12 protein-coding genes are annotated in these 13,398 nt (G+C 61.7%); 11 read left to right on the top strand and 1 reads right to left on the bottom strand.

Going from position 1 to position 13,398, the window contains the following annotated elements:
• Positions 1-280: 280 nt before the first annotated feature.
• Entirely contained in the window at positions 281-1,495 is a 1,215-nt protein-coding gene (locus tag NKL06_RS06715; RefSeq protein ID WP_245267121.1) for a LacI family DNA-binding transcriptional regulator, read from the bottom strand.
• Here NKL06_RS06715 and NKL06_RS06710 point away from each other — a divergent pair.
• The 11 genes from NKL06_RS06710 (at position 1,482) to NKL06_RS06660 (ending at position 13,226) form a co-directional block, all read left to right on the top strand.
• Positions 1,482-2,699, top strand: coding sequence for a CaiB/BaiF CoA transferase family protein (locus tag NKL06_RS06710; RefSeq protein WP_023692718.1), 1,218 nt, complete (start codon positions 1,482-1,484; stop codon positions 2,697-2,699). The genes NKL06_RS06715 and NKL06_RS06710 overlap by 14 nt on opposite strands.
• The gene (locus NKL06_RS06705) at positions 2,699-3,529 is read left to right on the top strand and encodes a 3-ketoacyl-ACP reductase (RefSeq protein WP_023692719.1); all 831 of its coding nucleotides are present in this window, start codon (positions 2,699-2,701) and stop codon (positions 3,527-3,529) included. The genes NKL06_RS06710 and NKL06_RS06705 overlap by 1 nt, the downstream gene beginning before the upstream one ends.
• Positions 3,530-3,580: 51 nt before the next feature.
• Positions 3,581-5,074, top strand: coding sequence for a sugar ABC transporter ATP-binding protein (locus NKL06_RS06700; protein ID WP_023692720.1), 1,494 nt, complete (start codon positions 3,581-3,583; stop codon positions 5,072-5,074).
• A gap of 14 nt (positions 5,075-5,088) precedes the next feature.
• Positions 5,089-6,552 carry an aldehyde dehydrogenase family protein gene (locus NKL06_RS06695; RefSeq protein WP_245267122.1) on the top strand — a complete coding sequence of 488 codons (1,464 nt, stop codon included), beginning with the start codon at positions 5,089-5,091 and terminating at the stop codon, positions 6,550-6,552.
• Between the two features lie 8 nt (positions 6,553-6,560).
• Complete coding sequence (locus NKL06_RS06690; RefSeq protein ID WP_023692722.1) at positions 6,561-7,403, top strand: Cof-type HAD-IIB family hydrolase; 843 nt, start codon at positions 6,561-6,563, stop codon at positions 7,401-7,403.
• Positions 7,396-8,391, top strand: coding sequence for an ABC transporter permease (locus NKL06_RS06685; protein WP_023808023.1), 996 nt, complete (start codon positions 7,396-7,398; stop codon positions 8,389-8,391). Before NKL06_RS06690 ends, NKL06_RS06685 begins: the two co-directional genes overlap by 8 nt.
• Before the next feature lie 82 nt (positions 8,392-8,473).
• Positions 8,474-9,421, top strand: coding sequence for a substrate-binding domain-containing protein (locus NKL06_RS06680; protein ID WP_023692724.1), 948 nt, complete (start codon positions 8,474-8,476; stop codon positions 9,419-9,421).
• A 63-nt stretch (positions 9,422-9,484) separates the two neighbouring features.
• Positions 9,485-10,450: a dihydrodipicolinate synthase family protein gene (locus tag NKL06_RS06675; protein WP_081725574.1), complete on the top strand. Its 966-nt coding sequence runs from the start codon at positions 9,485-9,487 to the stop codon at positions 10,448-10,450.
• A 3-nt stretch (positions 10,451-10,453) separates the two neighbouring features.
• A complete protein-coding gene (locus NKL06_RS06670; RefSeq protein WP_023692726.1) occupies positions 10,454-11,230 on the top strand; it encodes an enoyl-CoA hydratase-related protein in 777 nt (258 codons plus the stop codon).
• Between the two features lie 78 nt (positions 11,231-11,308).
• The gene (locus NKL06_RS06665; RefSeq protein ID WP_023692727.1) at positions 11,309-12,922 is read left to right on the top strand and encodes a GMC family oxidoreductase; all 1,614 of its coding nucleotides are present in this window, start codon (positions 11,309-11,311) and stop codon (positions 12,920-12,922) included.
• Positions 12,923-12,941: 19 nt separating this feature from the next.
• A complete protein-coding gene (locus tag NKL06_RS06660; RefSeq protein ID WP_023692728.1) occupies positions 12,942-13,226 on the top strand; it encodes a muconolactone Delta-isomerase family protein in 285 nt (94 codons plus the stop codon).
• The last annotated feature ends 172 nt before the right edge of the window (positions 13,227-13,398 follow it).

Below are 13,398 nucleotides of genomic sequence, written 5' to 3'. Positions count from 1 at the left end.
GGTGAGAGCCAACGTATCGGAGTTATCCCGCGAATTCTGTAGTGCCGGGAGTGCAGATCGGCAACGCTGCACCGCCCAATCGTTGATAGGCGCTATGCAGCGGGGCTAATCTCATAAGCTACTTGCATTTCTGATCGATCTGAGACCCGCCGCGAGCAAAACTTGAATGTCTGCTATTCGTTAAATCGTCGCCCGAACCTACCGGTCTGCAAGCGGCCCCCTAGCGGTCATTCGGTCCAATCGCCTCAGGATAGGTATGGCTCACGCGACCGACATGTTTTTAGCGTCTCACGACAGCCGTGCTTCCCCTGACAATCAGCCTGATGGCCAGTTCCCGTTGTCTGAGATGCAGTCGCTGCGATGGTGAGGCCAGGATGTAGTCGGCGGCAATCCGGCCCATGTCGCGCGCGGGCACCTCCAGTGTGGTCAGTTCGGGCGAGGTCAATTCTGCAATCTCCAGATTGTCGAATCCGACGACCGAAACCTCCTGCGGGACTGCGATGCCTTCGGCGTGGCAGTACTTGATGGCGCCGGCGGCAAGGATATCACTGCCGCAAAATACCGCGGTTGGTCTTCGGGGGTCTTCCATCAGCCGCCGCATGCAGGTGCGGCCGTCATCCAGCCTGTAGGCTCCCTCGACGACCGGAACCATGCCTTGATCGATGCCGGATCGTTCGAGTTCGTTCAAGAAACCGTCGCGGCGGCCTGCCGCGCGATCATTGTCCTGGGTGATGCCGGCGATCATTGCGAATTTGGTGTGCCCGAGGTCGAGCAAGTAACGGGCGGCGGTTCGCCCTGCCTTTTCGTTGTCGAACCCCACGGCCGCACCTGCCGCCGTCGCCGTCGCCGTGTAGGTGTAGACATAGTTGATGCGCTTCTGTTCGAACATGGCCAGAGTGGCTGGCCGGTGCGTTGACCCGACAAGCACCACTGATTCGACCCCGCGCTCGACCAGCAGACGTGCCTGCTCGTATTCAAGTTCGATATCGTAGCCCGAGGTGTTGATGATGAGCGAAACGTCTTTTTCGGAAAGCCGCGCCTGAAGTCCATCGACCATCGTGGCATAGATAGCGTGGTCCAATGTGGGGATGATCGCGCCGACCAACCTTGTCCGGGTCGACCGCAGCGCCCTGGCGGAACCATTGGGCACATAGCCGAGATCGCGCGCCGCCCGGACAACACGATCCCGCACGACCTCGTTCACGTTGGGATTGCCGTTGAGCACGCGGGAGACGGTGGCCGGCGAACAGTTCGCAAGCTTGGCCACGTCAATCAACTTTGCGCCGCCATCCTCGATATCCATTGAGCCTCGAATCCGATGGTTTTCGAGAAACCGTTTTCCAGATGACACATTTCTTTTCTGAAGGCTACACCATCCTTCTTTTAGAAAGCCTTTCAAATTGGGCTTGACAGCTATGAGAAAAGGCGTGAAAACGATTTCACAAATGCGCAACTCATAGCGCAGAACCAAGGGATGAGAAATGCTCAGCGGCATCAAAGTCGTCAGCTTCTGCCATTTTCTGCAGGGTCCTGCAGGCGCCCAATATCTCGCAGACATGGGTGCGGATGTCATCAAGGTTGAACCCATCGACGGAGCTCATGAACGTCGCTGGTCGGGGGCGGACGTCTATGTGGAAGGGATCAGCGGCTTCTATCTCTGCGCCAACCGCAACAAGCGCTCCATCGGCATTGATCTGAAGAGCACCGAAGGCAAGCAAGTCGCCCGGCGCCTGATCGCCGGCGCCGATGTGGTGATGGAGAATTTCCGGCCCGGCGTATTCGCCAAGCTCGGCTTTGACGATGATGCGCTCCGGGACATCAATCCCAATTTGATTTTCGCGTCGGCGAGCGGTTTTGGCGCAACTGGCCCGATGGCGATGAAACCCGGCCAGGATCTTCTCGCCCAGGCGCGCTCCGGTCTGATGACTGTCACCGGAACGCCGGAACGTGGCCCCACGCCGGTCGGTGCGGCGATCGTCGACCAACATGGCGGGGCACTTCTGGCGATCGGCATTCTGGGTGCATTGGTGCGCCGCTTGCGGGATGGCAAGGGGACGCGCGTCGAGGCAAGCCTGATCAACTCGGCAATCGACCTGCAGGGCGAGGCGCTGGTCAATTACTTCGCCGGCGGCTTCAGCCGCGAGGTGCTCAACCGCGAGGCGAATCTGGCGACATGGTTCCATGCCGCGCCCTACGGTGTCTATCCTGCCTCCGACGGCCATGTGGTGGTGTCGCTGTGCGATGCTTCCGTGTTGGCCGAAGCGCTCGACAGCGACGGTCTGCGCGAGGTAGTCGGTGTCGACCGCTACGTCGAACGCGACGACTATGCTCGCCGGCTGGCCAGTGCCACGGCCCGGTTCGCGGTGGCCGACCTCGCCGAGCGCTTTGACCGCCATGGCATCTGGTGGGCGCCCATCAATTACTATGACGATCTGCTGGCCGACGCGCAACTCAGCCACGCGCAAGTGTTTCGGCAGGTGAACGTGCGTGGCCGAACGATCCACCTGGTCAACCATCCCAACCGCTACGACGGCGAGGTGCCCGCGTTGAGATACCTCGCTTTGGAGATCGGCGAGCACACGCACGAGATCCTGGACGAGCTTGGCTATGCCGATGTTGAGGTCCAGCGCCTGCTGGCGTCAAAGGCCGTGGTCGCATCCCGCGAAAAGGACGACGCAGTGGCAAGGAAGGCTTCGTGATGCTGGAACAGGTTTCCCCGGCTGCAATCGGCGTTGCTATGCCCGAGCACGCAGCCTCCATCAACCGCGGACTTGCCATTGTGACGGGTGGCCGTCGCGGCATCGGCCGAGCCATCTGTTGTGAACTCGCGCAGGCAGGTTTCGACGTCGCTGTCATCGACATCGTGGACGATGAGAATGCCAGCGAGACCGTCGATCTTGTCCGCAGACACGGGCGAAATGGTGCCTTTTATCGCAAGGACATATCCGAGACCTCGGACAATGCGGCGTTCATAGAGCGTATCGAAGCCGATCTGGGGGGAACCACCTGCCTGGTCAACAACGCCGGCGTCCAGGTTTCCGTGCGCGGTGATCTTCTCGATGTTACCGAGGAGAGCTTCGACCGGCTGGTCGGCATCAACTTGCGCGGCACGTTCTTCTTCACCCAGGCCGTAGCGCGGGCGATGATTTCCCGGCCGCAGGCCCGGCTCGAACGGTCGGTGGTGACGATCACCTCTGCTAACGCGGGCTTGGTCTCGCCGGAAAAGGGGCCGTACTGTATATCCAAGGCCGGACTGTCGATGGCTTCCCAGCAATTTGCCATTCGCCTGGCGGATGCAGGCATCCGGGTGCACGAGATTCGCCCAGGCCTGATCCAGACCGACATGACCGCTGACGTCTATGAGAAATATTCCGCGCAGGTCGAAGCCGGACAACTCTCGGCAATCAGACGGTGGGGGCAGCCTGAAGACATTGCCCGCGGGGTGGCGACGCTGGCCGTCGGCGGCATGCCATTCAGCACCGGGGACATCTACCACATCGGCGGCGGCATGCAGATGCATCGCCTGTGAGCTTTTTTTGAGAAACCGTGAAAACGATTTCTCGGTTTGGGAGACGACGTGATGAAGGACGCAGTTCTCGAAATGCGCGGCATCCACAAGCGCTTTCCGGGTGTGTATGCGCTGAACAATGTCAGCTTCGCCGTGCGCAAGGGAAGCGTGCATGGCGTTATCGGTGAAAACGGCGCCGGCAAGTCGACATTGATGCGCGTCCTGTCTGGCGCGTTCCTGGCCAACGAGGGTGAAGTGGCCATCGACGGAGATGTGGTGGCGGCGCCGACGCCTGAGCGGATGCTTGAGCTCGGAATCGCGGTCATCTATCAAGAGCTCGCCCAGGCTCCGCATCTCACAGTGGCTGAAAACATCTTTCTCGGCCGCCTGCCGAAAACGCGTCTGGGCACGATCGACTGGCGCCGGGCGAAAGGCGCAGCTCAAGATGTGCTCGACAGGCTTGGCTTCCGTGTCGATCCGGCAGCGCGCATCGACACGATCAGTGTCGCGCAGCGCCAGATGGTCGAGATAGCCAAGGCGATTGCCCGCGAGGCTCGCATCGTGGTGCTCGATGAGCCGTCCGCTGTTCTCGGCGACTCCGAGCTTGAACATCTTTTCAAGACGATCCGGCGGCTGAGCAGCGAGCACGGCGTCTCGTTCATCTACATCACCCATCGCCTCAAGGAGCTCTATGAGATTTGCGACGAGGTCACCGTGCTTCGGGATGGCCAGGTCGTTGCCTCGATGCCGCTTGGCCAGACGACCACGGCCGATCTCATCCGCCATATGGTCGGGCGCGAACTCAAGGACGTATTTCCACCGCGCTCGCGGCCCGGCGACGAGATCCGCTTAGACGTACGCAACCTATCGCGGAACGGCGTGCTGAAGGATATCTCCTTCAATGTCAGGCGCGGCGAAATCGTCGGCATCTGCGGTCTTGCCGGAGCGGGCCGGACCGAGGTGCTGCGCGCTATCGCCGGCGCCGATCCGATCGACGGCGGCGAGATCAGGATCGACGGCCAAGTGGTCGCTATCGACGGGCCGCGTCGGGCACTTGCACATGGCGTCGGCCTGCTGCCCGAGGATCGCAAGACAGAGGGGCTGTTCCTCGACCAGTCGGTGGCATTTAACGTCACCGTTTCCCAGATGACGCCGTTGACCCGCAGTGGCCTGATCAGTGGCCGTCGCGAGCACGAGGCTGTCTCCCTGTTCATCCAGCAGATGCGCATCAAGACGCCTAGCCCCAGCACCAAGGTCCGCACGTTGTCGGGCGGCAATCAGCAGAAATGTGGCATCGCCCGGCAACTGCATGCGGGGACGGAAATTCTGCTGGTCGACGAACCGACGCGCGGCGTCGACGTGGCGGCGAAGCGAGAAATCTACGACCTGCTCGCCGAACTGACATCAAAGCGCGGCGCAAGCGTCGTGATGGTCTCGTCCGAATTGCCGGAAATCCTTGGCCTCTGCAATCGCATTATCGTCATGCGCGAGGGCGCCATTTCGGCGATTCTCGATGGCGAGGGCGCGACCGAGGAAGCGATCATGGCCCATGCGGTTTGGCAGTGAGGAACGATATGGCTATGCGCAGCTACCAACAATTCATCGGCGGGCGGTTTGTCGACGGTTCAGGCTCCGGCTCAATCGAGCGCCGGTCGCCGGCCACAGGTGACCTGGTCGCCCGCTATTGCGATGGCACGCCCGAGGATGTCGATCTTGCCGTCGAGGCGGCGCGCATCGCATTTGAGGAAGGGCCGTGGCCGCGTATGAGCGGCATGGAGCGCGCCGAGGTCCTGAACCGTCTTGCCGATCTGATCCGCACCAACCGCGACCGGCTGGTCAGGATTGAGGTCGAGGAGGTCGGCAAGCCAGTTCGTTTTGCGCGCGGCGATATTGATGGTGCAGCCGGCCTGACACGCTATGCAGCTTCGCTGGCCATGCAGATGGCTGGCCTGACCTATACGAACATTGGCGATGGCAAGACGGCGCTGATCAGCCGCGAAGCGGTGGGCGTCGTGGCCCTGGTCACACCATGGAATTTCCCGGCGCTGATCCTGTCGCAGAAAGTCCCGTTTGCGCTCGCCGCCGGCTGCACTGTGGTGCTGAAACCATCGGAGTTCACTTCCGGATCAGCCTTCGAGATCGCCGCGCTTGCGGCGGAAGCCGGCGTCCCGGCCGGCGCCTTCAACGTCGTCAGTGGCTATGGCGCAACCGCTGGCGACCACCTGACCGGGCATCCGGGCATCGACTTCGTTTCCTTCACCGGTTCGACGCGCACCGGCAGCCGTGTCGTCGGCAACACGTCCCGTCACTTGGTCAAATCTTCGGTCGAACTCGGCGGAAAGTCGGCCAATATCGTCTTTGCCGATGCGGATCTGGAAGCCGCGGCGGACGGCGCGCTGATGGGCGTGTTCTTCAACAATGGCGAGTGCTGCGTTTCGGGTTCGCGGCTGTTCGTGCAGTCGTCCATCGCTGACGATTTCATCGCCAAGGTGATCGCGCGCTCCCGCAAGATGAAGGTTGGCGATCCGTTTGACGACGACACGGATATCGGCGCGCTGATCGATCACAACCATCTGGCCAAGGTGGCCGGCTTCGTCAAAAGCGGGGTCGAGGACGGCGCCGAACTGGTGCTCGGTGGCAGCGTCACGACAAAGGCGGCCGGTCATTTTCACGAAGCGACCATTTTCGACCGGGTCGAGCCGCATATGACCATTTTTCGCGAAGAGATCTTCGGCCCGGTGCTTAGCGTCACCCGGTTCGATGCGGTGGATGACGCGGTGCGATTGGCCAACGACACTGCCTATGGCCTGTCGAACTACATCTGGTCGAAGAATATCGACACGGTTCTGACCGTCGCCAAGCGCCTGAAAAGCGGCTGGGTGCAGGCCAACACAATCATCGACGGCGCCCCGCAGCTACCTCTCACCGGCGTAAAGGGATCCGGATTCGGCTACGAGATGGGCCAGGCCGGCTTTGAAGAGTTCACTCAGCTCAAGACGCTGCTCATCCAGACCGGGCCGCGCGCTCCGGTCTTTCCAGTCTGAGGCGGGCGATGACCATTCCGCGCCTTATCGTCACCGATGTCGACCGCACCTTGCTGACGCACGACCATGCGTTGCCGAAGCGTGTGGCGGACGCTCTGCGCGGGGCGCGAGAGGCGGGCATCACGATCATTCTGGCAACGGCGCGCTCGCCGCTCGGGGTGAAGCCCTATGCGGAGAAGCTTGGGATTGCAGGCCTCGCCATCTGCTTCAACGGCGGCTGGATCGGCGACGTTTCGACCGGCGTTGCGCTGTCCGATCAGCGGATCGGTCGCACCGATGCGCTGCACACCATGGCCACGGCGCAAGCGGCGGGCGTTCGACCGATGTGGTTCACCGGCCACGACATTCACGCGCTTGCCCAAGACCCGACCATCGCACGCGAAGCCGGCGTGACCAAAGAGCCTTTGATCGTGGCGAAGACGCTGGAAGACCTGCCGGGCGAACCCGGCAAGATCATGTGTGTCGCCGCGCAGCCCTCCGACCGTGAAGCCTTTGGAGCTCTCCGCGTGCAACTCGGCGCGTGCCTTTCGGTATCGGGATCGCATCCACGTCTGCTCGAGATCGGTCCGCCCGGTATCTCCAAGAAGACCGCCATCGCGACCGTTGCGGCCGAGCTCGGAATGGCGGCGCAGGACTGCGCGGCCGCCGGCGACGCCGAGAATGATCTCGACATGCTGGCCTGGGCAGGAACGGCGGTGACGGTCGGCAACGCTGTGCCGGAAGCCAAGCGGGTCGCGCATTTCGTTGGACCGTCTTGCGACGAGGGCGGGCTGGCCGACGCGGTGGCCTGGCTGCTGCATCGGCAATCGACCCTCGCAATGGCAGACGAAACGGGAGGAAGGAATGGCTGAGATGACAACGGGACAAGGATTGGCGTCGATCCGGCCGGGGTCGGTGGGTCGGTTGCGAGGCTGGGCGCAAAGCCTTGGCCTGCTCTGGGTCCTGATCATGTTGTGCGCCTTCGCGGTGTATCTGTCGCCGAGCTTCATCCAGACCGGCAACATGTTGAATGTCGGCCGCCAGATGGCGCTGTTTGGCATCGTCAGCGTCGGCATGACCTTCGTCATTCTGACCCGCGGCATCGATCTTTCTGTGGGTTCCATCGTCGGCGTCGTCGCGGTTGCAACCGCGCTGATGCTTTCATCTGGCGTTCCAATCCCGTTGGCGATGATCGCGGCGCTGGGGATGGGAGCCGTGTTCGGCGCCATCAATGGAGCTGGCGTCGTTTTCTTCGGCATGCCGCCCTTCATCATGACCCTCGGCACGCTGGTGATGGGGCGCGGCATTGCCATGACTATCGCCAACGGCGAGCCGAAGACGCTTGGCGATGCTTCGGATGCTTTCTCCTATCTGGGCAGCGGTTTTCTCTTCGGCATTCCCGTACCGATCTGGATCTTCGTCGCCATAGCCGCCGCGGCTTTCGTCGTCCTGCGACATACGCCTTTCGGTCGCCAGATCTACGCGGTCGGTTCAAACACCGAGGCAGCGCGGCTTGCCGGCATCAACGTGCCGCGCGTGCTGATGTCGGTCTATGCCATCTCAGGCGTGCTGTCGGCGCTGACCGCCCTGGTTTTCGTCTCGCGGCTGACCGTTGGTGAGCCCACCGCCGGCACCAATCTCGAACTCGAGGCGATCTCGATCGTCGTCATCGGCGGCACCAGCCTGTTTGGCGGCGAAGGCGGCGTCATCGGCACCGTGATCGGCGCCGCAATCATTGCCGTCATGGCTAATATATTGAATTTGCTTGGAATATCGCCATTCACGCAACAGATCGTGAAGGGCGCCATCATCATCGCTGCGGTGATGTTCGAGGTCTACCGTCACAAAAGACGGTCCTGACATCCATGCGCGGCGGCACTTGCCAGACGGGCTGGCCGTCGCGCTTTGGAGCCTGAAATGAAAAACAATGGAGGAGTGAAAAATGACCAGTCGCAGACATTTCCTACGCACCACGGCCCTTGCCGCCACCCTGGTACTGGGCGCCATGATGCCGGGCGCGGTCTTGGCTCAGGACAAGATCAAGATCGGCTTCAGCCAAGGCACCATGAATCATCCTTGGCGCGTCGCCATGGTGGAGGGCAACAAGAAGTACGCGGCCGAGCATTATCCGGATATCGATCTTATCGTCACTGACGGCAACAACGATGCTTCCAAGCAGGTGGCAGACGTCGAAAGCCTGATCGCGCAAGGCATCAAAGTGCTTATGATCTCGCCGCTGACGGAGCAGGCACTGACGCCAGTCGTCAAGGAAGCAATGGACGCCGGGATCAAGGTTGTGACTCTCGACCGCAAGGTCAACACGCCCGTCACCGTCCATGTCGGCGGCGAGAACCTGCCGCTCGGCGTCGGCGCGGGCGAGTTCCTTGCGAAGAAATTGAATGGCAAAGGCAACATCATCGAGTTGCAGGGGACGGCGGGGGCATCGGCCACCATCGATCGCAACAAGGGGTTTGCGGAAGCGATCGCAAAGCACCCGGACATGAAGGTGGTCGCATCGCAGAACTGTGACTACACCCGCGACAAGGCGGTGAAGTTCATGGAAGACATGGTGCAGCGGTTTGGTCCCGGCCAGATCCAGGCGGTGTACGCGCACAATGACGAGATGGCACTCGGCGCGATCCAGGTGCTGGAGGCCGCCGGCCGGCTCAATGAAGTGGCGGTGGTCGGTATCGACGGCCAGGAGACTGCTTTCGAGGCAGTCAAACAGGGCAAGCTCGCCGCAACCTTCGTTTATCCGTTCGTGGCGCCGGAAGGGATCGAGACCGCCTACAAGGTGGCCAAGGGTGAAGAGGTCCCGGAGACGATCACCTTGCCAACGGTCTCAGTGACCCCGGACAATATCGCCGACATGATCGGCAAGGGCTTCTAAGTCCTCCCTGCGCAGCGGGACGCCGCACTGGCGCGGCGTCCCGAAATTTCAAATAGGAACTGGATGATGAGCGACAAGAAACCGTTTGCTGCCAATGGCGTCATTCCCGCCTGCCTGATGCCGTTCACCGCCGATCTGGCTGTCGATGAGAGCGCCTACCGCAAGCACCTCGCTGACGTCTCCTCGGTCGAAGGCATTTCCGGCATCACCATCAATGGTCATGCGGCCGAAGTGCACGCGCTCACCATCGACGAGCAATACCACGCGATCGTGGTAACCAAGGATGTGTTGCAGGATCAGGTTCCGACCATTGTCGGAGTGTATACAAACTCCAGCCTCGAGGCCGCGCGCATCGCTGCTTATGCTCAGCGGGAGGGCGCCGACGCGCTCCTGGTTTTCCCACCAGACTTCATGACGCTCGGTGGGCACCTGCGACCAGAGATGATCGTCGAGCATCTGAAGCGCATCACCGATGCGTCCGACCTTCCCATCATCCTGTTCCAGTATCCGCTGGCATCGAACCTTGCCTACCCGCTACAGACATTGCTCGACCTCTGCCGTCGTTTTCCCTCGATCGTCGCGATCAAGGACCAGTGCGGCGATGGCAATTTGCATGAACGACAGATCCGCGAATTGAAAGCTCTCGACCGTCCGGTCAACACCCTCACCACCCACAGCGCCTGGCTACTCGGCTCTCTGGCGCTTGGCTGCGACGGGCTCTTGTCGGGCGCCGGCAGCGTCATCGCCAGCCTTCAGGTTGCGCTGTTTCGCGCCGTGCAGGCGAACGATCTCAAGACTGCCAAGGCGATCAATGACCGCATCTATCCCACGGTACGGGCCTTTTATGACGCGCCGCTTCTCGATATGCACAATCGCATGAAAGAGGCGCTGGTGCTGCTCGGGCGACTGGACGAAGCTCATGTCCGGCCTCCATTGATGAAGCCAAATCCCGCCGAGATCGAGAAGATCCGGGGACTGCTGGCTGCTGCCGGATTGAGCGCGGAGACGCTTTACAGGAAGGTCGCCTGATCGATGATGGACCGCCTAGTTCAGGCAGTGGAACCGGCGCCCGGCATCCGACTGCTGACGCTCAACCGGCCGGACAAGTTGAACGCCTTGTCCAAAGCGCTGCTAGCCGAATTGAGCCAACTGCTGGCTGGCTATGACGCCGATCCAGAGGTCGGCTGCGTGGTGCTAACGGGTGCCGGTCGCGCCTTTGCGGCGGGCGCCGACATTTCTGACATGCTGGAACGCGGCGTCGCCTCCTATACCGATCCAGAGCGGCTGGCATGCTGGCGCGCCATTGAGGGCTTCTCCAAGCCGATTATCGCCGCCGTGAACGGCTATGCGCTGGGCGGCGGGCTGGAGCTTGCGCTGCTGTGCGACATCATCATTGCCTCGCAGGCAGCTCAATTCGCGACGCCTGAAATCAAGATTGGCTCGTTTCCCGGCGATGGCGGCACGCAGCGTCTGCCACGCCTCGTCGGCAAATCCTTTGCCATGCAGATGGTGCTGACCGGCGACATGGTCGATGCGACGCTCGCCGAGCGCAAAGGACTGGTCAGTGAAGTCGTGGCGGCCGACAGGCTCCTGTCGAGGGCGCTGGAGATCGCCGCTGCGATCGCCGCCAAGTCGGTTGCCATCACGCCCTATGCCAAGAAGGCCGTTCTGGCGGCATTCGAAACCGAACTGCAAAGCGGGCTAGAGATTGAGCACCGGCTGACCGTCGAGGCGTTCGGCAAGGAGGACCGGATTGAAGGGCTGCGATCCTTTGCCGAGAAACGGGCGCCGGCCTTCAGGGGCAAATAGGACTGAGGCGCAAGGTCGGCGGCCGGGTTTCGTCGCACCGACGGGAAGGTGCCTTCGGGCGCGAGTGGAGGCAGAATTATGTGGGATTACATCATTGTCGGCGCGGGCTCGGCCGGTTGCGTGCTTGCAAACCGCCTGTCCGAGGATCCTGACGTCAAGGTCCTGCTGCTGGAGGCTGGCAGCCGGGATTGGAATCCGATGATCCATATTCCTGGCGGCATCGGCAAGCTGTTCGGGCCAGGCGTAAACTGGCGGTTCCACACGGTGCCGCAGAAGAACCTCGACAACCGCTCCATCTGGTATCCGCAAGGCAAGACGCTTGGTGGCTCGAGCTCGATCAACGCGATGATCTACATCAGATGCCAAAAGGAGGACTACGACAATTGGGCAGCACTCGGAAACGACGGCTGGGCTTATGAGGATGTCTTGCCCTATTTCCGTAAATCCGAGGACAATGATCGGCTCGCCAATCGCTATCACGGGCAGGGCGGTCCGCTCGCAGTTTCGGATCAGGTCGGCCCGCACCCATTGACCCGGGCCTTTATCCGCGCCGTGCAACAATATGGCCTGCCGTTCAATCCCGACTTCAACGGCGACACCATGTATGGCGCCGGCTTCTACCAGGTCACCTGTCGCGATGGCCGCCGCCGCTCGTCCGCCGTCTCCTATCTGCATCCCGTCAGCAGACGGCCCAATTTGACGGTCAGGACCCATGCCCGGGTTACAAGGATCGTTGTCGAGAACGGCCGCGCCGTCGGCGTCGAGCTTTCCGAGGGCAAAACGCGGAAGGTGCTGCGGGCCGAAAGCGAGGTGATCGTATCGGCAGGAGCCATCAACTCGCCGCGCCTGCTGATGCTGTCCGGTATCGGACCGGCCGACGAGTTGAAAGCTCTAGGGATCGCGCCGATCGCCGATCTCAGCGGTGTGGGTCGGAATCTCCAGGACCATCTCTGCACCAACGTCCATCTGACGCTCAAGGACCCGATCAGCTATGACGGCCAAGATCGCTATCCCAAGGCGCTCCTGCACGGCATTCGCTGGCTGCTCTATCGCAATGGCCCTGCCGCCTCGGTCATTGTCGAGGGCGGTGGCTTTTTCCAAAGTGAGGGAGCGAAGCGGCCCGACCTTCAGATTCACATCGCGCCAGCGTTGGTGGTGCGCGGCGGCCAGACGCGACTGGATGGGCATGGTTTCACCATCAACTCGACATTCCTTCGACCACGTAGCATCGGCTCGGTGAAGCTCCGCTCGTCGAACCCCGCCGACGAGCCGCTGGTTGACCCCAACTATCTTTCTGACCCATACGATCGCGGCATGGCATTGAAATCAGTACGGATCATCCGGGACGTGCTGGCGCAAAGCGAAATCGGCAAGTTCGTCAAGGTCGAGCGGCTGCCTGGGCCGGCTGCGAAGACCGACGAGGAATTGATGGCCTACATCAGGCAATATGCCTGCTGCGACTATCACCCTGTTGGCACCTGCAAGATGGGCGTCGACGAGACCGCAGTCGTCGATCCCGAACTGCGTGTGCGGGGAGTCGACGGACTGCGGGTGATCGACTCATCGATCATGCCGGTGCTGATCAGCGGCAACACCAATGGACCGACGATGATGATCGGCGAAAAAGGCGCCGATCTGGTGAAGGGCGTCCGGTCTGGTCGCTCCGCACAAGCGATCGCGGCAGTCGCGTAAGTTTCTGGAGACCGGACCGATGCAATTCCTCGTCTTGTCTCGGCGCCGGACCGACCAATTCAGCGAAGCGGATTTCGAACAGCTGGTACCCAGCGAGGGGGCACAGGCCCGCCATCTCTATAGCATCGGCTTCACGCGCCAGATCTGGCATCGCGGTGACATGCCCGGTGCGTGCCAGATCGTCGAGGCGAGGGACGAGATCGAGGTTCGCGAGAAGCTGGCGACGTTGCCGCTGGCGAGGGCGGGGATGCTTGACTTCGAAATCGTCCCGCTGAAACCCTACGCTGGTTTCAATCTGCCATGAGGCCCACTGTTGTCCCTATGCAGTCGCACCGAGGTCCGATTATGGCGCGACGCGTCAGCAACGTCGTTGCGGCTGAGATGGGGTCGCCAGCGAAATGGCGCCTTTCCCGCTAGTTAATTCTGGAACCGGACCGTCTGCTTTCGGCCCCAAAGCGGCAGATGGCCCTTCCGGA

Origin of the sequence: Mesorhizobium sp. C268A, from assembly GCF_040324475.1 — a bacterium.
Lineage (GTDB): Bacteria > Pseudomonadota > Alphaproteobacteria > Rhizobiales > Rhizobiaceae > Mesorhizobium.
This window is presented reverse-complemented; position numbering and strand designations above follow the sequence as displayed.